This is a genomic window from Ruegeria sp. CH11, assembly GCF_056537105.1.
Window position 1 is genome coordinate 91,687 of record NZ_JBQFQX010000004.1, and the last position, 23,754, is coordinate 115,440.

21 protein-coding genes are annotated in these 23,754 nt (G+C 60.6%); 10 read left to right on the top strand and 11 right to left on the bottom strand.

Features of this window, described 5'->3' with window-relative positions; all coding sequences use genetic code 11:
• Nucleotides 1-6: 6 nt before the first annotated feature.
• Together ACR0LX_RS08300 and ACR0LX_RS08305 are read right to left on the bottom strand one after the other, a co-directional pair.
• Nucleotides 7-993, bottom strand: coding sequence for a 2-dehydropantoate 2-reductase (locus ACR0LX_RS08300; protein WP_480783293.1), 987 nt, complete (start codon nt 991-993; stop codon nt 7-9).
• Between the two features lie 79 nt (nt 994-1,072).
• Nucleotides 1,073-2,035 carry a pirin family protein gene (locus ACR0LX_RS08305; protein WP_480783294.1) on the bottom strand — a complete coding sequence of 321 codons (963 nt, stop codon included), beginning with the start codon at nt 2,033-2,035 and terminating at the stop codon, nt 1,073-1,075.
• Between the two features lie 291 nt (nt 2,036-2,326).
• Here ACR0LX_RS08305 and ACR0LX_RS08310 point away from each other — a divergent pair, with 291 nt between their 5' ends.
• Together ACR0LX_RS08310 and ACR0LX_RS08315 are read left to right on the top strand one after the other, a co-directional pair.
• Nucleotides 2,327-2,815, top strand: coding sequence for a twin-arginine translocation pathway signal (locus ACR0LX_RS08310; protein WP_480783295.1), 489 nt, complete (start codon nt 2,327-2,329; stop codon nt 2,813-2,815).
• Between the two features lie 3 nt (nt 2,816-2,818).
• A complete protein-coding gene (locus tag ACR0LX_RS08315; RefSeq protein WP_480783296.1) occupies nt 2,819-3,415 on the top strand; it encodes a ferric reductase-like transmembrane domain-containing protein in 597 nt (198 codons plus the stop codon).
• On the opposite strand, the gene argF is transcribed toward ACR0LX_RS08315, so the two are convergent.
• Both argF and ACR0LX_RS08325 read right to left on the bottom strand, forming a co-directional pair.
• Entirely contained in the window at nt 3,412-4,338 is a 927-nt protein-coding gene (gene argF / locus ACR0LX_RS08320; RefSeq protein ID WP_480783297.1) for an ornithine carbamoyltransferase, read from the bottom strand. The genes ACR0LX_RS08315 and argF overlap by 4 nt on opposite strands.
• Before the next feature lie 73 nt (nt 4,339-4,411).
• Nucleotides 4,412-5,599 carry an acetylornithine transaminase gene (locus ACR0LX_RS08325; protein ID WP_480783298.1) on the bottom strand — a complete coding sequence of 396 codons (1,188 nt, stop codon included), beginning with the start codon at nt 5,597-5,599 and terminating at the stop codon, nt 4,412-4,414.
• Between the two features lie 294 nt (nt 5,600-5,893).
• Here ACR0LX_RS08325 and ACR0LX_RS08330 point away from each other — a divergent pair, with 294 nt between their 5' ends.
• Nucleotides 5,894-6,784 (top strand): DMT family transporter, encoded by an 891-nt coding sequence (locus tag ACR0LX_RS08330; protein ID WP_480783299.1) that lies wholly within the window; start codon nt 5,894-5,896, stop codon nt 6,782-6,784.
• Here ACR0LX_RS08330 and ACR0LX_RS08335 read toward each other — a convergent pair.
• Nucleotides 6,766-7,569 carry an ABC transporter permease gene (locus tag ACR0LX_RS08335; protein ID WP_480783300.1) on the bottom strand — a complete coding sequence of 268 codons (804 nt, stop codon included), beginning with the start codon at nt 7,567-7,569 and terminating at the stop codon, nt 6,766-6,768. The two genes, ACR0LX_RS08330 and ACR0LX_RS08335, sit on opposite strands and share 19 nt — an antisense overlap.
• A 125-nt stretch (nt 7,570-7,694) precedes the next feature.
• Here ACR0LX_RS08335 and ACR0LX_RS08340 point away from each other — a divergent pair, with 125 nt between their 5' ends.
• Nucleotides 7,695-8,264: a GcrA family cell cycle regulator gene (locus ACR0LX_RS08340; protein WP_480572201.1), complete on the top strand. Its 570-nt coding sequence runs from the start codon at nt 7,695-7,697 to the stop codon at nt 8,262-8,264.
• A 62-nt stretch (nt 8,265-8,326) separates the two neighbouring features.
• Nucleotides 8,327-9,010 carry a hypothetical protein gene (locus tag ACR0LX_RS08345; protein ID WP_480783301.1) on the top strand — a complete coding sequence of 228 codons (684 nt, stop codon included), beginning with the start codon at nt 8,327-8,329 and terminating at the stop codon, nt 9,008-9,010.
• A 145-nt stretch (nt 9,011-9,155) separates the two neighbouring features.
• Here ACR0LX_RS08345 and ACR0LX_RS08350 read toward each other — a convergent pair whose 3' ends face one another.
• Entirely contained in the window at nt 9,156-10,232 is a 1,077-nt protein-coding gene (locus tag ACR0LX_RS08350) for a DUF2235 domain-containing protein (RefSeq protein WP_480783302.1), read from the bottom strand.
• Between the two features lie 390 nt (nt 10,233-10,622).
• On the opposite strand from ACR0LX_RS08350, the gene ACR0LX_RS08355 reads away from it, so the two are divergent.
• The 4 genes from ACR0LX_RS08355 (at nt 10,623) to ACR0LX_RS08370 (ending at nt 16,458) form a co-directional block, all read left to right on the top strand.
• Nucleotides 10,623-11,522, top strand: coding sequence for a phytanoyl-CoA dioxygenase family protein (locus tag ACR0LX_RS08355; RefSeq protein ID WP_480783303.1), 900 nt, complete (start codon nt 10,623-10,625; stop codon nt 11,520-11,522).
• A 97-nt stretch (nt 11,523-11,619) separates the two neighbouring features.
• A complete protein-coding gene (locus tag ACR0LX_RS08360; protein WP_480783304.1) occupies nt 11,620-14,781 on the top strand; it encodes a valine--tRNA ligase in 3,162 nt (1,053 codons plus the stop codon).
• Between the two features lie 141 nt (nt 14,782-14,922).
• Entirely contained in the window at nt 14,923-16,086 is a 1,164-nt protein-coding gene (locus tag ACR0LX_RS08365; RefSeq protein WP_480783305.1) for a benzoate/H(+) symporter BenE family transporter, read from the top strand.
• Nucleotides 16,087-16,125: 39 nt separating this feature from the next.
• Nucleotides 16,126-16,458 (top strand): DnaJ family domain-containing protein, encoded by a 333-nt coding sequence (locus tag ACR0LX_RS08370; RefSeq protein WP_480783306.1) that lies wholly within the window; start codon nt 16,126-16,128, stop codon nt 16,456-16,458.
• On the opposite strand, the gene ACR0LX_RS08375 is transcribed toward ACR0LX_RS08370, so the two are convergent.
• Nucleotides 16,459-17,241, bottom strand: a complete 783-nt coding sequence (locus ACR0LX_RS08375; protein ID WP_480783307.1) for a crotonase/enoyl-CoA hydratase family protein — start codon at nt 17,239-17,241, stop codon at nt 16,459-16,461.
• Between the two features lie 172 nt (nt 17,242-17,413).
• Here ACR0LX_RS08375 and ACR0LX_RS08380 point away from each other — a divergent pair, with 172 nt between their 5' ends.
• Complete coding sequence (locus ACR0LX_RS08380; protein ID WP_480783308.1) at nt 17,414-18,526, top strand: pyridoxal phosphate-dependent aminotransferase; 1,113 nt, start codon at nt 17,414-17,416, stop codon at nt 18,524-18,526.
• 63 nt (nt 18,527-18,589) lie between these two features.
• Here ACR0LX_RS08380 and ACR0LX_RS08385 read toward each other — a convergent pair whose 3' ends face one another.
• The 4 genes from ACR0LX_RS08385 to zwf are packed head-to-tail and all read right to left on the bottom strand — an operon-like array spanning nt 18,590 to nt 23,721.
• Nucleotides 18,590-19,780, bottom strand: coding sequence for a pyridoxal-phosphate-dependent aminotransferase family protein (locus ACR0LX_RS08385; RefSeq protein ID WP_480783309.1), 1,191 nt, complete (start codon nt 19,778-19,780; stop codon nt 18,590-18,592).
• Between the two features lie 51 nt (nt 19,781-19,831).
• A complete protein-coding gene (locus ACR0LX_RS08390) occupies nt 19,832-20,464 on the bottom strand; it encodes a bifunctional 4-hydroxy-2-oxoglutarate aldolase/2-dehydro-3-deoxy-phosphogluconate aldolase (protein ID WP_480783310.1) in 633 nt (210 codons plus the stop codon).
• A gap of 4 nt (nt 20,465-20,468) precedes the next feature.
• The gene (gene edd / locus ACR0LX_RS08395) at nt 20,469-22,274 is read right to left on the bottom strand and encodes a phosphogluconate dehydratase (protein ID WP_480783311.1); all 1,806 of its coding nucleotides are present in this window, start codon (nt 22,272-22,274) and stop codon (nt 20,469-20,471) included.
• A gap of 1 nt (nt 22,275) precedes the next feature.
• Complete coding sequence (zwf, locus tag ACR0LX_RS08400) at nt 22,276-23,721, bottom strand: glucose-6-phosphate dehydrogenase (RefSeq protein ID WP_480783312.1); 1,446 nt, start codon at nt 23,719-23,721, stop codon at nt 22,276-22,278.
• Between the last annotated feature and the right edge of the window lie 33 nt (nt 23,722-23,754).

Consider the following 23,754-nt stretch of genomic DNA (forward strand, 5'->3'; position numbering starts at 1 on the left):
ACCGGCTCAGCCTCTTTTTGATCCGATTATCTGATCAGGGTTCAGCGGGCCTTGATTTCCGTTCTGGATCAGATCGGCCACTTTGCTGTTGATCGGTGTGGCGACATTGGTTCTGACGCCAAGCCGTATCACTTCGCCCTGCAAACTATCGATCTCGGTCACGCGACCCGCCGCCAGGTCATACGCCATCGACGTCCGCGCGCTTGGATCAATGGTCAACATGCGCGACGCGATACGGGTAAACAGTGGCGTCGGCAGCCGCAGGATATGTGGCGTGGTCCAGGCAGGCAAAGGCGTGGTTGACGCAACGCCTTGCCCTGCAGCGCTGAGAACCGCAAGCGCTTCGGCCATCTGATCCGCCATCAACCTGCGCCAATTTCTGTCCAGCAGCTGTTCGCGCAACGTCAGACCAGACAGGGCGTTCAAGGCGTTGTTGAGGTTCAACACCAGTTTTCCCCATTGCACAGCGTCGATGTCATCGGTTTCGCCCACAGGCAGATCGGCGCTGGTTATGCGCGCACCCAGCCTGCCCGGCCCACTTTCAAGCGCGATTTCGCCTGACGTGGCCCGGTGGTAGCTGGCCGGCCCGGTCGGCACGACGTTGAAAGGGACCATCCCCGCACGAACATCCCGCCCCGGCAAGGCCGCGCGCAAAACCCGAACGGCCTCTAACCCATTCTGCCATGACAGGATGGGCGTTGAGGCTGGTGCGTTCCGAGCGATCAGGTCTGCCATCACGGCGGTGGCCCCGGTCTTTACGGTAACGATCACGGCCTCGGCAGCGGCCAGACATGCAGGGTCTTCGGCCAACGTCAGGTTTTCTAGCGGGACATGTACATGCAGCCCGGCAAAATCAGTGACGGTAAGCCCCTCGTCCCGTATCGGGTCCAAAATTCGGGACCGACCCAGAAGCGTCACGTCATGCCCGGCCTCCGCCAATAAAGCCCCGCAGAAACATCCGATGCTTCCAGCGCCTGCTATTGCGATCTTCATGGTGATGCCCTCTTGCTACCGGCAGAAGCATCGCGAGGTTTGTTCTGGCGGGCAAGAACTGCGCGCGCTGACGCAGCGTTCAGCGGGCCAGGCGCGGTTTCGTACGCGCCAGCTCCTCGGAAATCGGAATGAACTCCTGATCGTCACCGGGCGGCAATTGGAACGCGCCCTTGGCCCAATCTGCGGATTGCCATTCCTGCGTCGCCGCTTCAATTTTGTCTTTCGAGGACGAGACGAAATTCCACCAGATATAGCGATCTTCGTTTAGGGTCGCACCGCCCAGCAGCATCAGCCTGGCTCCAACCGGCCCTGCCTTAGCGGACAATCTGTCGCCGGGACGAAAGACCATCATGCGACCTGCCTCGAACGTGTCGCCAGCGATCTCGACCGAGCCCTCAGTGACATAAACCCCACGGTCTTCGTGGTCGTCCGGCAACGGGAAAGAGGCCCCCGGCTCTAGCTGAACATCCAGATAGAAGGTCTCGGACAGCATGGTCACCGGGCTGCTTTCGCCATAGGCCGACCCGAGGATCAGCCGAGCGCTGACGCCTGCATCCTGAATATGCGGCAAGGCAGCTTGCTTGTGATGCTCGAAATCCGGAGCCATGTCCTCATGCGCTTCGGGCAGGGCAATCCAGGTTTGTATGCCGAACAGGCTGTGCCTCTTTCCGCGGGTTGCGTCGCTGGTACGTTCGGAATGGGTCACGCCGCGACCGGCGACCATCCAGTTGACCTCGCCCGGGTAGATCATCTGATGTGTGCCAAGGCTGTCGCGATGCTCGAATTCGCCCTGATACAGATAGGTGACGGTGCCCAGCCCAATATGAGGGTGCGGACGCACGTCGATCCCACCTTCTGTGATGAACTCGGCAGGCCCCATCTGATCAAAAAAGATGAAAGGTCCAACCAGTTGACGCTCGACCGACGGCAAAGCCCGCCGCACTTCGAAGCCGCCTAGATCCCGCGCCCGTGGGATTATCAGCGTCTCAAGCGCCGCATCGGCAGAAACGGATTCCGGGGTGTGGGTCGGGTTCCAACTCATGACTTTTCTCCCATTTGGCCGCGCGTCTGAGGTGACGCCGTGTTCACACAAATGCATATAAGACAGCGATCAGCTTGGGAAAGTGCGCCTTCGCACAATGCCGGTGCGGGCGCGGCCGACCCGTTGCCTGTTGGACGTGCCCGGATCGTCGCGGCTCACGGCGGCGAGAGATTGCGCAATTCTCTGCCGGTCGCGGCTCGGCAAGCAGGCCTGGCGTGCTATATTTGCGGAAAGGTTAAGTACGGGTTCGGGAAACGACCCGATCAGATCGTGCATTGCAGGAGGTCTGCCATGACTCATTCGAAACTGACGCGCCGCGCGATGATCGCCGCTGGTGGTGCGGTTCTTGCGACCGGAGCGTCCGGCCTTTGGCGCCCGGCGCGCGCCAGCGGGCTGGCACCGACGCCATCCATGCGCGGGGGATCAAACAATTACCTGCCTGGTGCACCGATTGTCGACCGGATCGGTCGCGGTGGGTTCTGGATGACAGGGACAGTGCGCCGCGCCGGGGACGGTGCGCCCCTGCCCGGCCAGCGCATCCAGATTTGGGCCCACACCACCGAAGGGCACGAGCGCGATCCGCATAGCCACGGCGCCACTCTGACCGACGCAAACGGAGAGTTTCGGTTGGAGATGCCACAGATCGTTCCTGCGTTCGGCCAACCCCATGGCCATCTGGCTTATGACAGTGGTGAGTTTAAGACCGTGTTTCTGCGCCCCATCATGTCCCGCGCCAGCGACACAACGCTTGCTGCGCATTTTGTGCTGCAACCTGCCTGACGCGTGCTCAAACCAGTAGCGATCTGGGCGAGCCTGATCATCGTCCTCTTGGCCCCGATCGGCGCAGCGGCGACCAGCCCTTATCTGGCCTGGCGCCAGCCCGTTTACATCCTCGCCGGTTTTGCAGGGGTGATCAGCATGAGCCTGCTGCTTGTGCAACCCCTTTTGGCAGGTCGATATCTTTCGGGGTTGTCCGCCGTGGCCAGCCGTCACTGGCATCGGCGCGTTGGCCTGAGTCTAGTGGCAGCCGTCATCATTCACGTGGTTGGTTTGTGGATCACCAGCCCCCCGGATGTTGTGGACGCGCTTCTGTTTACCTCACCAACACCGTTCTCGGCCTGGGGCGTGGTGGCCATGTGGGCGGTTTTTGCCGCTGGCTTGCTGGGCGTATTCCGACAGCGCCTAAAGCTTCGATTTCGCATCTGGCGCCTATCGCATACGGCCTTGGCAGTCGTGACCATCATCGGTAGCGTCGTGCACGCCATGCTGATCGAGGGCACGATGGAGATCATGACCAAGTCCGCGATCTGCATATTGGTTCTATTGGCGAGCGCACGCACGCTCGCCAAATTGCGCGTGTGGGATGTGCGAAAGCGTTAGACGCCCAAACACCAGCGCATCACGGCCTTTTGCGCGTGCAGCCGGTTTTCGGCCTCATCAAAAATGACCGAATTCGGGCCGTCCATGACATCCGAGGTCGCCTCTTCCTCGCGGTGGGCGGGCAGACAATGCATGAACAACGCGTCTGGTTTGGCATTCGCCATCAACTCGGGGTTGACCTGATAGGGCCGCAGCAGGTTGTGGCGACGCTCTTTCGCGGATTGGGAATCGTGCATCGAAACCCAGGTGTCAGCGACCACAAGGTCGGCCCCTTCGACAGCTTTGAACGCGTCCCGTTCGACCACGATTTTCGAACCCTTCTGGCGCGCAAAACCCATGAATTCTTCCTCGGGGTCAAACTGGGCTGGCCCGGTGAAGGTCAAGTCAAATCCAAACTGTCCTGCTGCGTGCAGAAACGAAGAACAGACATTGTTGCCATCTCCGGTCCAGACGACCTTTTTACCTTTGATCGGGCCACGATGTTCTTCGAAGGTCAAAACGTCGGCCATGATCTGGCAGGGATGCGTACGGTCGGTCAGGCCATTGATCACCGGCACGTCAGAATATTCGGCCATTTCGGTCAGGATGGTTTCGTCAAAGGTACGGATCATGATCATGTCGACATAGCGCGACAGCACCCGAGCCGTATCGGCAATGGTCTCGCCATGACCCAGTTGCATATCCTTGCCGGACAGCACCATGGATTGTCCGCCCATTTGCCGTACGCCGACGTCGAAAGACACACGGGTCCGGGTCGACGGCTTTTCGAATATCAAAGCCACCATGCGATCTTTGAGCGGTTGTTCTGCATCCAACGCAGCCTTGGGACGGCCGAGACGGGCCTGTTTCATCGCCGCCGCCTGATCAATCATGGACCGCAATGCGGTCGCATCGGTTTTATGGATATCAAGAAAGTGGTTCATTTCGTTTCGCTTTTGGCTGGTTAAGGGTGGGGGCCAGCCCCCACACCCCCGGAGTATTTAAGAAAAGATGAATTCAGGCAGTTTCGAGAGTAGCTTCGACCTGAGATGCCACTTTGTCGAGGCGGATCAGGGCCTGCGCGATGTCGTCCTCGGTCAACGTCAGCGGAGGCAGCAGGCGGATCACGTTGTCGGCGGCGGGAATCGTGATGACCTCATTGTCATAGCCTGCGTTGACCACTTCGATATTTGCGGGTTTGCATTTGAGACCCAGCATCAGACCTGATCCGCGCACCTCTTCGAATACCTCGGGGTGGTCGGCCACCAGCCCTTCAAGCTTCTGACGCAGCAGGCCCGCCTTACGGTTGACGCCATCCAGAAAGGCAGGGGTGGCAACCTGATCCAGCACGGCGCAGCCCACGGCACAGCCCAGAGGGTTGCCGCCATAGGTCGAACCGTGGGTGCCTGCGGTCATGCCGCTGGCTGCCTCTTCGGTCGCCAAGACGGCGCCCAGCGGGAAGCCGCCGCCGATACCCTTGGCGACCATCATGATATCAGGCGTGATGCCCGCCCATTCATGCGCGAAGAGCTTGCCGGTGCGGCCAACGCCGCATTGCACCTCGTCGAGGATCAGCAGCAGGCCGTTGTCATCGCAGATCTGGCGCAGGGCTTTGAGTTCCGCGTCGGGAACCGGGCGGATGCCGCCTTCGCCCTGCACGGGCTCGATCATGATTGCCGCCGTTTGTTCGGTGACGGCGTTGGTGACGCCGTCGAGATCGCCGAAGGTCAGGTGCACAAAGCCGGGCAGCAGGGGGCCGAAGCCCTTAGTCATCTTCTCAGACCCGGCGGCGGCGATGCCGGCCGAGGACCGACCGTGGAACGAGCCGTCGAAGGTGATGATCTCGACCCGCTCAGGCTGGCCTTTGTCGTAGAAGTATTTGCGGGCCATTTTCACGGCCAGTTCGCAGGATTCCGTGCCTGAGTTGGTGAAGAACACCGTGTCGGCAAAAGTGTGTTCCACCAGTTTGTCGGCCAGCGCCTGTTGCTGCGGGATGTTATAGAGGTTCGAAACATGCCACAGCGCGTGCGCCTGTTCGGTCAGCGCGGCCACCAGCGCCGGATGCGCATGGCCCAGCGCGTTCACCGCGATCCCGGCGCCGAGGTCCAGAAAACGTCGACCATCCGCCTCGGTCAGCCATGCGCCTTCGCCCTTCACGAATGTCAGGGGCGCGCGATTATAGGTCGGCAGAACGGACGGGATCATCGGATCATCCTTTTCGATATGTTGAGCCCAAGTGAGTGATGCACCGGGGCCGGGTTCGTCAACTGATTTGGTGGGAACTGCGCGGATTTGGACAGCGCAAATAGATCAAACGGGCCGGTTACGCGGTCAGGCGTCGGCGTCGGAGGCGCAGGATATGTGCGGTTTTGATCATGCCGGGCCGTATAGCCGGACATGGACGGTCTGAAAACCCTGTTTTTTGTGGTCAGGCTAAATTCATGCCAAGACAGGTATTTGCCGCTTGCCATTTGCCTAGCTGTGCCGCACGGGTGGACCATGACGCCGATACGCCAGAACCCTCCGCTTGCGGCCTTGCTGATCCTTGCGGCAAGCGCCCTTCTGGCGGCCACCACATTGCTGGCCAAAGCACTGGGCACGGATGTACTGGGCCCCGCGCTGCACCCAATGCAGATCAGCCACGGGCGGTTTCTGTTCGCCTTTCTGGTGATCGTGACTGCCGTTGGCGTACTGCGTCCACACCTGAGCCGCCCACATTGGGGCCTGCATATCGGTCGGACGAGTTTTGGCTGGTTGGGGATCACGCTGATGTTTGCGTCGGTCGCGTACATCCCGATTGCAGACGCAACGGCGATATCCTTCCTGAACCCGGTCTTTGCCATGGTGCTGGCTATTCCGTTGTTGAAAGAAGGTGTCGGCCCCTGGCGCTGGCTGGCGGCCTTAGTTGCTCTGATTGGGGCGCTGGTGCTGCTGCGTCCCACACCTGCAAGCTTTCAACCCGCTGCGTTGCTGGCGCTGACGGCCGCAGCGGTGATCGGAATGGAACTGATATTCATCAAAAAACTCTCGGGCAGAGAGATTCCAATTCAGATTCTGCTGATCAACAATGCCATGGGACTGACCATCGCCTCGGTCGCAGTCAGCTTTGTGTTTCAGTGGCCGACGTCACAGCAATGGGCGGCATTGGCAGGCATCGGCGTGCTGATGGCCTGCGCGCAAGCTTGTTTCGTCAACGGAATGGCGCGGGCGGACGCGTCCTTTGTGGCACCCATCAGCTATGCCACGCTGATCTTCGCCGCGTTCTACGATTTCGTGGTGTTCGGGGTGGTCCCGGACGGGGTCAGCCTGATCGGCTCGGTCATTATCCTGACCGGAGGCCTGATTCTGGTCTGGCGCGAGGCGCGGCTGCGTCAGGCCTTGAGTCGGTAACCCGTCCGCAGCATTTGCCAGGTGACGGCCCCGACCAGCAACGTCGCGGTGGTGCAGACTGCCATGCCCAGCCACGGAGAGCTATCGGACACGCCGATCATCCCATAGCGAAGACCATCAATCAGGTAGAAGACAGGGTTCAGATGGCTCAGGCGATTGAGAACGGGCGGCAGCGCTTCGACCGAATAGAAGGTGCCGGATAGAAACGCCAGCGGAGTGACAATGAAGTTGGTAATCGCGGCCATCTGGTCAAACTTGTTGGCAAAAATTCCGGCAAAGACGCCCAGAACCCCCATGAAAGCCCCACCAAGGATGACGAAGACCAAGGCAATCAGCGGATTTTGCGGGGTAATCGCCAGAAACACCGCCAGTGCCACAATGACGACGCAGGCGATCAGAACTCCTCGGGCGATCCCCCCGGCCAGATACCCCAACAGGATTTCCAACGGAGAAAGTGGCGGCATCAGCGTATCAACGATGTTCCCCTGCACCTTGGCGATGACGATCGAGGATGAGGTATTGGCAAACGCGTTCTGAATCACCGTCATCATCATGATACCTGGTGCCAGAAACACCAGAAACGGTACTCCCATGACGTCCGGCCTGCCCGGCCCGACGGCGATGGTGAAGATCAGCAGGAACAATCCCGCAGTGACCAAAGGCGCCAGCAAGGTCTGGGTCCAGACCGCCAGAAACCGCAGCGTTTCGCGTTTGGCCAGTGTAAAGAGGCCCATCCAATTGACCGCACCGAAACGATGCACGTCCTGTTCCACAAGATTCTGCATAGCTGCCCCATAGCTGATTCGAAGACCGCTTGTAACTCGGGCGGCAGTGATTAGAATAGGGCGCTGAGACGAATTCCCAAGGCGGCCCGAATCCGGGGCCGCTTTCCGCTTTTGAAAGGCAAATGATGTCCTGGACTGACGAGCGTGTAGAGCTGCTGAAGAAGATGTGGGGCGAGGGCCAGTCGGCCAGCCAGATCGCCAAGGAACTGGGCGGTGTGACCCGCAATGCTGTGATCGGCAAGGTCCATCGTCTGGGCCTGTCGAACCGCGCAACAGGTGCCGCCCCGGCCAAGGCCGAGCCAAAGGAAAAACCGGCGCCCGCCCCCAAGGCCGAGGCCAAGCCAAAACCCGCGCCCAAGACCGAACCGGCCCGCCCGGCCCCCGCGCCCGAGGCCAAGCCTGTCACCCCGGCGCGCCGCCAGATCATCCCGGCCGGTCAGCCGCTGCCGCCGCAGCCTTCGGCCAACGAAATCAGCCCCGAGGCGCTGGCCAAGGTCAACGAGGTCGAGAAGAAGGCCAAGAAGCTTACCTTGATGGAGTTGACCGAAAAGACCTGCAAATGGCCCGTCGGCGATCCCGCGACCGAGGATTTCTGGTTCTGCGGCCTACCGGTCGAGGCGGGCAAACCCTATTGCGAGGCACATGTGGGCGTGGCGTTCCAGCCCATGAGCTCGCGCCGCGACCGGCGGCGGTAGCGTGCATGCAGCGTACACGGCGCCTTTGACGCGGTGTATTTTTCAGAGAACAGCATTGCACAATGACCGGCCACACGCTTTGCGGCGCGTGGCTCGTCATACTCACCCGAATTCGTCCGAAAGACTTTGATATTCAGCTGCGACTGAAATACCAAATCCTATTCGGGATTTACGCGTTGCTGGTTTTTCTGGCCTACATGCAGCCAATTGAATTGTCTGTATTTGAACCCAGCCGGTCCGGCGGTCGCAAATCAGTTTGGGTGCAGGGGCTTTATCTATCGGCGTGGATCGCACCCGCTCTGCCTTTTGTCGTAGCAGGGTGTGTTTTTCTGGGTCTGCGTCAGATTCCTGTGGGCTGCACAAGCTTTCTCGCTTGGTTTTCTCTCGTCGCTGGCCTCTTGCTGACTTTTATCGGGATGGTGTTCTCACTCGGCTCGCACACCCAATTCCTGCATGGCGTGACATTGACCATCGCAGTCGCCTCAAGCGTTCTCATTTGGTCAGGATCTGGCGGTAAACCGCAGCCCACTCGGGTGGCGAAGATCGGAGTAACAATTGGCACAATAGCCTCGCTCTGGTCCCTATTGACGGTCCCGATGATCCTCGTTCAGGCCCACGTTATTGCGGATGGTTCACCCTATTGCATTGCCGAGCACACTAAGAATTCCGAAATCAAAGCATTGCGCGATTTGCGCGGATTTTCATTCTACACGACAAAGACCGGATATAAATCCACTTCCGCGTGATACTTTCATGGCCTGATGATCGTTGATCACCCTGACGAGCAGCGTATCTATAACTGGTCCCCGAGACGATGGCGTTTCGATGTTGTCGCACGCCCAGACATACTGATCGAGACAGTCCGCAACGTTTGCGTCCCAAGCTGACCTGCTACTGCGCCGGATGCGACGGCAGATTCGGCATCGGCACCCAGCCCGGCAGTTCGTCCGGTGAGACCGAAGCGTGCAGGCTCTCGGACCGATCGCTGCCCACTTTGCGATGTTTGCGCAGCAGGAATATCTTGCCCCAGCCGCGCCATGTCCCGACAGATTGCGCATGCGAGTCTGTGGGGAAGCGGTCACGCCAACCTTCGGGCAGCGGCAAACCGTGCTGTTCCGCCTTATCCAGCATCCAGATTAAAGAGATATTGCTTAGCGGGCGCGCCTCTTCAAAGCCGTTGAGCTGCCCTCCCACATCGCCATGGGTACCCCGGAACCAGACCTGCTCGACATGGCCCTCGAACTCGGGCGTGCAGGTCCACAATACCGGCTCGTAAACCTCGCGCGTCTCGTCCAGCGCCATGGCGTGATAGCCGTGGCGGATCGCGGGCCCAAGCTTGTGGTTGTGAAAGGCGTGGCGTTCTTCGGCCCAGCGCCACAAGAGCGGCAGGCGCAGGCCCAGCGCCTTGACCGTATCCCAGACGCCCACCATCTCGATCGCAACGTCTTCGTGACAGAATGCCCGGCGGAAATCTGCGGCAGCCTCGCTTGCGGCATTGCATTCATAATGGCGGTAGGCCTGTTTGATGTTGCGCTCGGTCGCGTGTTCGGCCCGTAGCAGGCCGATCAGATCGATCACCCCCGCAAGGCTGCGAACCCCGTAGGCCCCGCGCGAATAGCCGATGAAAAATATCTTGTCGCCGGGCTTGTAGCGCGACGCCAGATAGCCATAGGCACGACGGATCTGACGGTTGATCCCGCGTCCCATCATCACGTCCAAAGAGGTCTTCCAGCTATCCCACTGAACCCCGGCCTCATAAAAGACCGAGACCTTCCGGCCCATTTCACAACACAAGCGCAGGGTCTGGCCTGCATGGGTTTCGAACCCTGGCTCGAGGGTCGACATGGTGCCATCGAGAATTATCACATGGGCGATCGGCTCGCGGTGATGCGCTTCGGCAGAATGCTCGGACCGGAACGGCCGCCCAAGCCATCCAAGAACCCTTCTGCTCAACCGTGACAGAACCATGCGCAATCAAATCCCTTACTCTGCAGGGCGGAAAAGCAGATCTGCCCGTCGCACCCCAAATTGCCAGGGCGTCGGCCCAATAGCCGTTACACCCCTGCGGCCCGCCACTCCGCAGCCACTTACGGTTGTGCCAACTGGTGCCGGGGTAACCTCAATCATGGGTATCCAAACCCTTTGGGGCAAGGCAAATTCCGGAAACGTTACCGTGATCCGTTGCCCCTCGGCATCATTGTCGGGGTACACTTGAAGGCGGAACTACGGATCGGCAGGCTTGGGAAAACAAAAGTGTCTCCGATGGTTCGAATGCGACATCCGCATCCCGAAACGGCGTTGCGATGGTCTTCCGCACCTGCCTAGGCTGAGAAAACAACACGCGCTGTCGGAGGTCTCATGTCTGTTCCCATCGAACTCAAAAATGGCCAGTTAGCGGATCAAACGGTCCGGGATTACTGGCAGAACGGCTTTGTCTTTCCGATCACCGTTTTTTCCCAATCCGAAGCCACAGGGTACCGCGCGGAACTGGAAGAAATCGAGGGTACCTGGCGCGAGGCCGACCTGCCCCTGCCCCTGAACACCTACAAACGTGTAAACGCCCATGTTGTGATGCCACTGGTTGCGCGCATTGCGTTGGACCCGCGGGTGCTGGATATCGTCGAATCTGTGCTGGGCCCCGATCTGTTGTTGTGGTCCGCCGAGTTGTTCATCAAGGAGCCGCAAACGACTCAGGTCGTGGGGATGCATCAGGATCTGACCTATTGGGGCATGGGCGAGACGCAGGATCAGTTGACCGCCTGGATTGCCTTGTCACCTGCCACCGTCGAAAGCGGCTGTATGGATTTCGTCAAGGGCAGCCATAAAAACCCGATCCTGCCGCATAACGACACGTTTTCAGACAATAATCTTCTGTCGCGCGGCCAAGAGGTTGCAGTCGACGTGGCGGACGCGGACAAGACCCATATCGAACTGCAACCGGGTCAAATGTCTCTGCACCACGGGTTGACGATACATGGGTCGGGTCCGAACCTGTCCGATGATCGCCGGATCGGGCTGGCCATACGCTATCTGAACCCCAACGCGCAGCAAAAGGTGGCCGAGCGCGACTATGCCATTCCGGCGCGGGGCGAGGATCGGGTCGGGAATTTTGTCCATATTCCCGCGCCCAATGAACTCTTCACCGCAGACGCGCTACAGTTGCACGCCCGCATTCGCGCGGATCAGGCCAAGGCGATGGCGCAAGGCGCAGCGGAGAGCTTTGACCTGTACACGCCAACAGAGTCCGGCGGATCATAGATCGACGGCGTTCCAAGCGCGAGCGGCCCCTTCCCCTTGCCGCGCGCATTCGTTATTGCAGGCGCTGACCCGGAATTGATCACGCAGGACGCATCCCATGGCGATGGAAAAGACATTCAACGCGGCCGAGGCCGAGGCCCGCATTTATGAGGCCTGGGAACAGGCCGGAGCCTTCAAGGCAGGCGCGAACCGCTCGCGCGACGAAAGCTTTACCATCATGATCCCGCCGCCCAACGTGACGGGTGCCTTGCATGTGGGCCACGCGTTCAACAACACGCTGCAGGACATCCTGACCCGCTGGCACCGGATGCGTGGCTTTGACACGCTGTGGCAGCCCGGGCAGGATCACGCCGGTATCGCCACGCAGATGCAGGTGGAAAAGATGCTCGCCGCGACCCAACAGCCCGGCCGCCGCGAGCTGGGGCGCGAGGCGTTTCTGGACAAGGTCTGGGAGTGGAAAGGCGAATACGGCGGTACGATTATCGAGCAGCTGAAGCGTCTGGGATCAAGCTGTGATTGGTCGCGCAACGCTTTCACTATGGCTGGCGCGCCGCGTGATCCACGTACCGGGCATGAGAACTCGGCCAATTTCCACGATGCGGTCATCAAGGTTTTCGTCGACATGTACGAAAAGGGTCTGATCTATCGCGGCAAGCGTCTGGTCAACTGGGACCCGCATTTCGAAACCGCGATCTCGGATTTGGAAGTCGAGAATATCGAGGTCGCGGGCCACATGTGGCACTTTAAGTACCCGTTGGCTGGCGGTGAGACATATGAGTATTTGGAAAAAGATGAAGACGGCAATGTGATTTTCCGCGAAGAGCGGGATTACATTTCCATCGCGACCACGCGTCCGGAAACCATGCTGGGCGACGGCGCGGTTGCGGTTCACCCGTCAGATGAACGTTACGCGCCAATCGTCGGAAAACTCTGTGAAATCCCGGTTGGCCCGAAAGAGCATCGTCGCCAGATCCCGATCATTACCGATGAGTACCCAGATCCCGATTTCGGCTCGGGCGCGGTGAAGATCACCGGCGCGCATGACTTCAACGACAACATGGTCGCCAAACGCGGCGGCATTCCGATGTACCGCCTGATGGACACCAAAGGCGCGATGCGGGCCGATGGCGCGCCCTATGCCGAGGAGGCCGAGAAGGCGCAGGAATATGCGCGAGGAAAGTCGTTCACCGAGAATGAGATCGACGCGATCAACCTGATCCCCGACCACCTGCGCGGACTCGACCGGTTCGAGGCGCGCGCGAAGGTGGTCGAGGAGATCACTGCCGACGGTCTGGCCGTGATGACCCGCGCGGATGATCCGCGTTTGGGCTCAACCGCATTGAAGCCCGACCACGAAGGGGCCGACAAATTGGTCCCTCTGGTCGAGAGCAAACCGATCATGCAGCCCTTCGGCGACCGCTCGAAAGTGGTCATCGAGCCGATGTTCACCGACCAGTGGTTCGTTGACGCCGAAAAAGTCGTCGGCCCCGCGCTGGACGCGGTCAAGGACGGCACAGTCAAGATCATCCCCGAGTCGGGCGAAAAAACCTATTACCACTGGCTGGAAAACATCGAGCCCTGGTGCATCTCGCGCCAGCTGTGGTGGGGGCATCAGATTCCGGTTTGGTATGGTCTCGACCTCTCGGTCGATGACTTCATCAATGACAAAAATGATGGCGACCTTGATCTGGTCGAATTGGGTCGCTTGCTGAACGCGGGCGGCATGCTGCATCGTGGCAATGTCATGGAATGCGCATCCAGCCTGGAGGCCGTTACCGAGAAATTCCTCGACGACAACGCCAACATTCCCAGCCCACTGAGCCACGCGACCGTCGTTGAGGTTGCCGACAAACACGAAGCGATCCATCAATTTGCCGAAAGCCTTGCACAGTACGCGATTGAACAGGACCCAACCAAACTGGATTATCCGGTGTGGCGCGACCCCGATGTTCTCGACACGTGGTTCTCTTCCGGCCTCTGGCCCATCGGCACGCTGGGCTGGCCCGAACAGACCGAAGAGCTGGAACGCTACTTCCCCACGGACGTTCTGATCACCGGGTTCGACATCCTGTTCTTCTGGGTCGCCCGGATGATGATGATGCAACTTGCCGTGGTGAACGAGATTCCGTTCCACACCGTCTATCTGCACCAGCTCGTCCGCGACGAGAAGGGCAAGAAGATGTCCAAGACCACCGGCAACGTCATCGACCCGCTGGAGATCGTGGACGAATTCGGCGCCGACGCGCTGCGCTTTACCAACGCCTCGATGGCAGCGATTGGCGGCGTGCTGAAACTGTCGCGCGAGCGCATCACCGGTTACCGGAACTTCGGCACCAAGCTGTGGAACGCCGTCCGTTTTGCCGAGATGAACGAGGTCTTCACCGATGCCGTTCCGCAACTGGACGTCGCCGACCTGAAACCCAATGCTGCCGTGAACCGCTGGATCATCGGCGAAACCGCGCGGGTGCGGGAAGAGGTCGACGCGGCGCTGGAAAGCTATCGTTTCAACGACGCCGCCAACGGGCTTTATGCCTTTGTCTGGGGCAAGGTTTGCGACTGGTACGTGGAACTGTCGAAACCCCTACTGCAAGGCGACGATACTGAGGCACAGGCCGAGACCCGCGCCACGATGCGCTGGGTTCTGGATCAGTGCATGGTCATGCTGCACCCGATCATGCCCTTCATCACCGAGGAGCTCTGGGGCCTGACCGGCAATCGCGCAAAGATGGTTGTCCACGCCGACTGGCCAACCTATGCCGCCGCCGACTTGGTCGACGCCGATGCGGATCGTGAGATGAACTGGGTGATCTCGGTTATCGAAAACACCCGTTCAGCCCGCGCGCAGATGCGGGTTCCGGCGGGCCTCTATGTGCCGATGCTGGTGACTGAGATCGACGCGAACGGCCAGGCCGCCTGGGACCGTAACGAGGCGCTGATCAAACGCCTCGCCCGCATCGACAGCCTGACCAAGGCGGATGAACTGCCCAAAGGCACCATCTCCATCGCCGCCCCCGGTGCCTCCTTTGGCCTGCCGCTGGCGGATATCATCGACATCGGCGCAGAAAAAGAGCGGCTGGAGAAAGCCAAGGGCAAGCTGGCCAAGGAACTCGGCGGGTTGCGCGGCCGCCTGAACAACCCCAAATTCGTGGCCTCGGCCCCGGAAGAGGTGGTAGAAGAAGCCAAAGCCAACCTCGCCGCTCGCGAGGAAGAAGAGGCGAAACTGAACGAAGCGCTCGCTCGTCTGGCCGAAATCGCCTGATCTTCATCTTTTCACAAATACTCAAATCCAAACCCCTCCGCTCTGTGTGACGGAGGGGTTTTTCTTTGCCTTCAGCGCTTTCCTCTTGTTCGCGTCGCCTGGCACTTGTTAGCACAAGCCAAAGATCGGCCTGAGGACAGCATGCAGCAGCAATATCCACCGATACAGACAATTTCGACCGGCCTTGTCGTCGCCGTCGTGGGTTTCTTCAGCTCGTTCCCGATCCTTCTGCAAGGGCTCAATGCGATGGGCGCATCGCCACAGCAGGCCGCATCGGGCCTGATGAGCGCCGCGATCGCCATGGGATTGTCGGCAATCCTCCTCAGCTTTTGGTACAAGATGCCGATCAGCGTTGCCTGGTCGACGCCAGGTGCTGCGCTTCTTGCCGTTTCGGTCACCCCAGCCGAAGGGTTTTCGGGCGCAATCGGCGCTTTCTTGTTTGCAGGTGCATCGACGGTTCTGGCAGGGGCCTGGCGTCCGTTGGGGCGTTTGGCGGATGCGATACCCACCACGCTGGCTCAGGCGATGCTGGGCGGCGTGTTGTTGCCGCTGTGTATCTTGCCGTTCAAGGCAGCCGCAGAGATACCATTGCAGGCGTTGCCGGTCATCCTAACGTGGTTTGTTGCCGGACGGATCAATCGGCTGATGGCGGTTCCGGCAGCAGTTGTCGCGGCGGCCATCGTGGTTGTCCTGACTGCCGGTGACGGCGCGATTCGCCCCGAGCAATTGGTGACGGCCCCGGTCTGGACGATGCCCAGCTTTTCGCTTGCCTCGGCCATCGGCATCGGGCTGCCGCTGTTTGTCGTCACGATGGCAACGCAAAACATCCCTGGTATTGCGGTGATGCGCAGCTTTGGTTTCGCGCCCAATCCGGCCAAGCTGTTTCCCGCGGTCGGTGGAGCCAGCATCCTGTCCGCGCCCTTTGGTGCTCCGGCAACATGTCTGGCGGCCATAACAGCGGCGATGTGCTCGAACGAGGACAGCCATCCGGACCCGACGCAACGGTTTTGGTCCGCGATCATGGGGGGCGTTTTCTACGCCATATTCGGCGTTTTTGCGGTTGCGATCACCAGCTTTGCGGCGCATGCCGATCCACGATTGATGGGAACGCTGGCTGGTGTCGCGTTGATCGGTGTCATGGCCAATTCAACTGCGGCGGCGCTTGAAGTCTCAGCCGAACGCGAAGCCGCCGTGCTGACCTTTGCCGTCACCGCCTCAGGCATCACGGTGTTCGGGTTGGGCGCAGCCGTCTGGGGGCTGATGGCAGGAGGCATCGTCTATCTGGTGACCAACCGAATGCGCTGATCGCTTTTCTCCCGCACGACAAGTGACTATAGTAGGGCTATGTTCGGATCGTTTGCAAAACTGGTGGAACGCCAGATCAAAAAGGCCCAGACCGAAGGTCAGCTGGAGGGACTTGCCGGAGAGGGTCAGCCCCTGCCCGATCGGTCGTCAGAGGCGCAGACCGACCCGGCGATCGCGGCCGGTCACAGGATCATGGCGCAGGCTGGTGTCTTACCCGAAGAGTTTGCAATCCGCAAAGAACTGGACGCTGCCAGGGCAGCCTATGCATCCCTGACCGAACCACAGGCGCGCAAGGCAGCGATGGCGAAAATCGCCGATCTGGAAATGCGCTACAACATGGCCCGCGATGCCCGGCGCGCCTTTATGCGGTGACTATTTGAACTCGGGTTTCCGACCCTGCATCTGCGCCATCACAACCTCCATCTGATCCGGTTTTCCGATCAGTTCGACTTGCTCGGCGGACTCCTCGAGCAGAACCTCGGCGCGGGGCTTGGCTTCGGCGACTTCGATCAGGCGTTTTGCGGCGCGGATCGCCGATGGGCTTTTCCCTGCAATATCTTCGGCCAGCGCCAGCGCCTCGGTCAGTGGGCCGTCGGAAAGCTTGGTCACCAAACCCCAATCGGTAGCTTGCTGGGCCCCTATGGGGCGCGCCGTATAGGTCAACAGTCGCAAAACGTCGGAACGCACAAGACGCGGCAGCAGGACCATGCCACCCATATCCGGGATGATGCCCCATTTCATTTCCATCACCGCCAACCGGGTTTCGGGATGGGCAATACGAATATCCGCACCCAGCGCGATTTGCAGCCCGCCACCATAGGCGACACCCTGAAGGGCGCAGATCACCGGAACCGGAATGCGCCGCCAGATCAGCGCAAGCTCCTGCATCTCGTTGGCATCCTCATGGCTGCGGGTCATCAGCCATTCGGTCGGGTCGGTATGGGCCATGCTGGCAAAACTGGCCATGTCGAGCCCTGCGCAAAAGCTCTTGCCCTCGCCCGACAAAACCACAGCGCGGGCATCCGAGGCGGCGACCTCTTGCCCGGCTGACAGGATCGCCTTGATCATCGCATCGTCCAGCGCGTTCATCTTGTCGCCACGCGTCAGCGTGACATGAGCGATGTGATCCCGATATTCGACAGACACGCGCGCCATCTTGGCCTCCCTCTTTCTGTTGCTTTGACCATGCCCTGAAAGGCGCAGGAAATTCCACCGCGACGTCAGGGCATGCGACACCGGACGCGCCAACGCATTAGCGACGCGTCTCAATCGGCCAGGCAGTAGCGCAAGGCTTGCCCGGATGCCGGGCTTGCGCTTATCTGCGCCAATGACCAGTCCAAGATACACCCCGCTTGCCCAATCTTTGCCCGCAACAGTGCCCTTTGTCGGCCCTGAAACTCAGGAACGTCAGCGCGGCGCGCCGTTTGTGGCGCGACTGGGCGCGAATGAGAGCGTTTTTGGACCCTCCCCGCGCGCGGTTGAGGCGATGCGGAAGGCGGCAGGTGATATCTGGATGTATGGCGATCCGGAAAATCACGATCTGAGGCATGCGCTGGCAGATCATCACGGTGTCCGCCCCGACAACATCGTCGTCGGCGAAGGGATCGATGGGTTACTGGGGTATCTGGTGCGGTTGCTCATCGCGCCGGGTGATGCGGTTGTGACCTCTGATGGCGCATACCCGACCTTCAATTACCACGTGGCGGGATTTGGTGGCGTCTTGCACAAGGTGCCTTATCGCGGCGATCATGAGGATCCCAAGGCGCTGTTTGAACAAGCCGCCGAGGTCGGGGCAAAGCTGGTTTACCTGGCCAACCCGGACAATCCGATGGGCAGTTGGCATTCGGGCGCCGAAATCGTTGCAGCGCTTGAGAGTTTGCCCTCAGGGTGTCTTTTGGTTCTGGACGAGGCTTATGTCGAATGCGCGCCCGAGGGCACGGCGGCACCAATCTCGGCGGATGATCCCCGGGTGATCCGCATGCGGACCTTTTCCAAGGTCTACGGCATGGCGGGCGCGCGGGTCGGATATGCCATCGCTGAGCCTGGGCTGATCACGGCCTTCAACAAAGTGCGCAACCATTTCGGCATGAATCGGGCAGCGCAGGCTGGCGCGTTGGCCGCGCTACAGGATTCCGAGTGGTTGGAGAAGGTTCAGCGCGACATAGCCCAAGCGCGCGAACAGCTTGCCACGATCGCACGAGATAATGGCTTGGAACCTCTGCCGTCGGCCACCAATTTTGTGGCGATGGATTGCGGGCAGGATGGCGCCTTTGCCAAGTCTGTCCTCGACCAACTTGTCGAACAGGGCGTTTTCGTGCGGATGCCCTTTGCTGCACCACAAAACCGCTGCATCCGGGTCAGTTGCGGCCGCGCGGAAGACCTGGCTGCTTTTGCGTCTGCGCTGCCTGCGGCGCTCTCCATCGCCAAGCAAAAAGTCTGACTGTCGGCACCCGGATTGGGTCGCCAAAAAGGGGGCTGTTTGACGTCGTGGCCTCGTGGGTGGTCAGGCGGCAAGCACCGCAGCGGCAGCCTCAAGCGCGCCTTTGCCGCGAGGGATACCCAGCGACGCCATAGCTGTTTCCATACCGCCCAACATACCCATCACCATATGGGCGTTGACGTGGCCCATGTGACCGAGGCGGAAACAACCATCCCAGTCTTCCATCCCCAAACAGATGCCGAGGGTCAGGCCCAGTTTGTGCTCGGTGATGTTGCGCAGAGCCGTACCCCGCCCTTCGGTCAGACGCAGCGCGGTGACGGCATGGCTGCGATGTTCGGAGGCGGCGACATTGAGGTGCAAGGCACCGCCCTCGGCCCAAGACTCGCAGGCCACCCAAACCGCTTGCGCCAGACGTTGATGGCGGGTCCAGACATTCTCGATCCCTTCTGCATGGATCAAGTCGAGTGCGGCGCGCAATCCATACAAGTGATGTGTAGGCGCCGTGCCATTGAAATATTGATAAAACAGCTCTGGATCGGCGCGCGGCTCCCAGTCCCAATAGCGCGAAACGCGGGGCATCGTGGCGCGCTTGGTCTGTGCCTTTTCGTTAAAGAACACAAAGCCCATGCCTGCGGGCGTCATCAACCCTTTCTGGCAGGCGGTAACAGTCACATCTACACCCCAAGCATCCATCTCGAATCGATCGCAGCCCAGTGACGCGATGCAATCTGCCATCAGCAGCGCGGGGTGACCCAGATCGTCCAGCAGGCCGCGCAATGCCGGGATGTCATTGCGGATCGAAGACGATGTGTCGACGTGGACGGCAAGCACCGCCTTGATCTTGTGGTTTTTGTCGGCGCGCAGAACCTCGGCGATGCGGTCGATATCCCAGGACGAAGATGTTCCGAAATCGATGACCTCCGCCTTTGCGCCGATCCCTTGGGCCATTTCCGCCCATCCGTGGGTGAACGCGCCCGAGGCCGGAGCCAGCACGGTTTCGCCCGGTGCGATCACGTTAGACAACGCGGCCTCCCACGTGCCGTGGCCGTTGGCGATGTAGATCGCGACATTGTGGTCGGTGCGGGCGACACGGCGCAGGTCTTGCAGCAAGGTGGGCATCATCTCGATCAGCGCTCCGTCGTAAATATTGGGCGACGGGCGATGCATGGCTTGCAGCACCGCATCGGGCATGACCGACGGACCGGGAATGGCCAGATACTCGCGCCCCTGCGCGAGAGAGATTTGGTTTGTCATGAGGTTAACCTGTTTGAATTGACGCCCACCCTAGCGAGAGGGTTCCGGGCGTCAATCCTTCAGGAGCGCAGCCTCATGCGCGAGAGCCTCGATCCCGGCCCAATCGCCGTTTTGCACCAGCGTTTTGGGCGCGACCCAACTGCCGCCCGCGCAGACCACGTTGGACAGCGACAGGTAGTCACGTGCATTTGACGGCGAAACACCGCCCGTTGGGCAAAAGCTGATCTGTGGCAAGGGTGCGCCGATTGCTTTCAATGCAGGCGCGCCACCCGAAGCTTCGGCGGGGAAGAATTTCAGCATGTCATAGCCCTTTTCCAGCAGCGCCATCGCCTCGCTCGCGGTGGCCGCGCCGGGCAACAGGGGCAGGCCTTCGGCTTCACAGGCCGCGATCAGGGCATCGGTGGCACCGGGCGAGACGCCGAACTGCGCACCTGCGTCTTTGGCGGCGCGGACGTCCTTGGGCGTGATCAGCGTACCTGCGCCGACAACACCGCCGGGCACCTCGGCCATGGCGCGGATCGCGTCCAGCGCCGCTGGGGTGCGCAAGGTAACTTCGAGCGCGGGAAGCCCCCCGGCAACCAGCGCTTCGGCCAAAGGGCGGGCGTGGTCTGCGTCATCGACGACCAGTACCGGCACGATCGGAGCCAATGCGCAGATCTCGCGGGTGCGTTGGGTTTTGGACATGAGATTAAACTCCGAAAATGGTGGCGCCAGTGTCAGCTGAGCCGACATTCTGGCGGAACGCGCCAAAAAGATCGCGACCGACGCCATGTTGGTTAGCCGTGAGATCGGCAGTGGCCGGGGTCCGATCAAGAACGCCGGACGTCAGAATTTCAAGCTCACCCTTCACGGCATCAACACGCAGCAGATCGCCGTCCTGCAGGTGGGCGATGGGGCCGCCGTCAAGCGCCTCGGGGCAGACATGGATGGCGGCGGGCACCTTGCCGGACGCGCCAGACATGCGGCCATCGGTAACCAGCGCCACTTTCTGGCCGCGGCCCTGCAGGATCGACAGGATTGGCGTCAGGGAATGCAGTTCAGGCATCCCGTTGGCTTTTGGCCCTTGAAAGCGAACGACGACAACGACGTCATCGGTGAACTCACCGGCCTTGAAGGCGGCTTTCACGTCGTCCTGATCGTGAAACACGCGGACTGGCGCTTCGACCACCTGGTGTTCCGGCGCAACGGCCGAGACTTTCATAACACCGGTGCCGAGATTGCCGGTCAGGCGTGATAGACCCCCGGTGGGCTGAAACGGGTCCTTGGCCGGGCGGACGATCTTTTCGTTCAGGCTGTGGCCTGCGCCCTCTTCCCAGACCAGTTCGCCCTCGATCAGTTTGGGTTCTTTGGTGTAGTTGTGCAGCCCCTGCCCCGCGACGGTCAGTGTGTCAGGGTGCAGCAACCCGTCCTCGAGCAGCGTTCCGATGCAATAGCCCAGACCACCCGCCGCGTGGAAATGGTTCACGTCGGCCAAGCCATTGGGATAGACCCGCGCAACCAGAGGCACGACGCCAGAAATGTCAGAGAAATCTTCCCAGTCCAGCACGATGCCACCGGCGCGGGCCATCGCGATCAGGTGGATCAACAGGTTCGTTGAGCCCCCAGTCGCCATCAGACCAACAATACCGTTTACAAAAGCTCGCTCGTCCAGAACCTGGTACACAGGCGTATAGTTGTTGCCCAGCGCGCTAAGCGACAAGGCCCGCCGCGCACCCTCTTCGGTCAGCGCGTCGCGCAGGGGCGTATTGGGATTGACGAAGCTCGAGCCCGGCAAGTGCAGGCCCATGAATTCCATCAGCATCTGGTTGGTATTGGCCGTGCCGTAGAAGGTACAGGTGCCGGGGCCGTGATAGGCAGCCATTTCGGCGGCCATCAGTTCCTCGCGACCCACTTCTCCGGCAGCGAATTTCTGACGGACTTTGGCCTTTTCGTCGTTTGGCAGGCCGCTGGTCATGGGACCGGCGGGCAGAAAGACGGCAGGCAAATGACCAAAGGCCTGTGCGCCGATGATCAGGCCGGGCACGATCTTGTCGCAGACGCCAAGGAACACCGCCGCATCGTAGGTGTTGTGGCTGAGCGCCACACCCGTCGCCAGGGCAATCACGTCGCGCGAGAACAGCGATAGTTCCATCCCCGCCTCGCCCTGCGTGACGCCATCGCACATGGCAGGCACACCACCGGCGACCTGCGCGGTGCCACCTGCGGTGCGGATCGCATCGCGGATCAGGCCCGGGTAACGTTCGAACGGCTGGTGAGCCGAGAGCATATCGTTATAGGCGGTGACGATACCCAGATTTCCGGCGGTGCCGGTCGCCATCGACTGCTGGTCCTGCCCTGCCCCCGCATAGGCATGGGCTTGACCGCTACACGACAGATGCGCGCGCGCCGGGCCCTTGGATCGGGCGTGTTCCATCCGCTCCAGATGCGGCCCACGCAGATCGGCACTGCGGTCGATGATGCGTTGAGTGACATCAGTGATGACGTTGTGTACCATCTTATCCCCCAATCTGGCGCCAGCGGCGTCCGTCCCGATGCATCAGCATAAGCGCCTCTTCGGGACCCGAGCTGCCCTGATCATAGCGAGCCGGTCGATCGCCGCGCTCTTCCCAGCCGTGAATGATCGGATCGACCCAAGCCCAGGCGGCCTCGGCCTCGTCGCCGCGCATGAACAGTGTCTGGTCGCCCCGGATCACATCCATGATCAGGCGTTCATAGGCATCCGGGGATTGTGAATCGTCACCCAACGCATCGGCAAAGCTCATGTCCAGCGCGACATCGGACAACCGAAAGCCGCCCTGACCGGGCTCTTTGATCGTGGTGCGCAGGGTGATGCCTTCGTCTGGTTGCAGACGGATCACCAACACGTTGCCATGCAACGGGCCAACGTTGGGAAAGATCGTATGTGGCGGATCGCGGAAGAAGACCGCAATCTCAGACTCGCGCGCCCGCAGGCGCTTGCCTGTACGCAGATAGAACGGCACACCAGCCCAACGCCAGTTACCGATATGCGCTTTGAGCGCAATGAAACTTTCGGTGCGGCTGCCGGGATTTCCAACGTGATCCACATACCCGCCTTCGCCCTTCTCGGCCCGGTACTGACCGCGGGCGATATCGCTCTGGTCGACCGGCTCCAGCGCTTCGATCACCTTGACCTTTTCATCGCGCACAGCGTTGGGCGAAAACTTTGACGGAGGCTCCATCGCCGTCAGACACAGCAACTGCACCAGATGGTTCTGGATCATGTCCCGCATGGCACCGGACTGATCGTAATAGGCCCCGCGCCCTTCGACACCGACGGTTTCGGCAACCGTGATCTGCACATGGTCGATATGGGTGGCGTTCCAGAGCGGCTCGAACAGCGAATTGGCAAAGCGCAGCGCCATCAGGTTCTGCACGGTTTCCTTACCCAGATAGTGATCGATGCGATAAATCTGATGCTCCTGAAAGCACGAGCGCAATCCTTCGTTCAGGGCCTTGGCCGACGCCAGATCGTGACCGAAGGGTTTTTCCACCACAATGCGGCTCTCGGGCGTGGCAAGGCCGGCATCATAAAGGCGCTGCGCAATGCCGGAAAACAGGCCCGGACCAACGGACAGATAAAAGGCCCGCACGACATCGGGCCGCAACGCTTTTGTCAGCCCCGCCCACCCGGCATCGCCAAGCGCGTCCACCGGCACATAATCTACGCGATCCAGAAACCGATCGAGCGTGTCCTTGTCAAAATTCGGCGCAAACTCCTGCATCGAGCTGCGCACCTGCGCGCGAAAGGCGTCGCTGTCCATGTCCGACCGTGCGGTTCCGATGATACGTGCATCATCCGGCATCTGGCCCACTTCAAACCGGTGGTAGAGCCCAGGCAGAATTTTGCGCTGCGCCAGATCACCGGTTGCGCCGAACAACACAAGATCAAATGGATCGACTGGTATTACGCGTGAAACCATCGTTGGCTCCTTCCCAAGTTCTTCGCCTTCGGC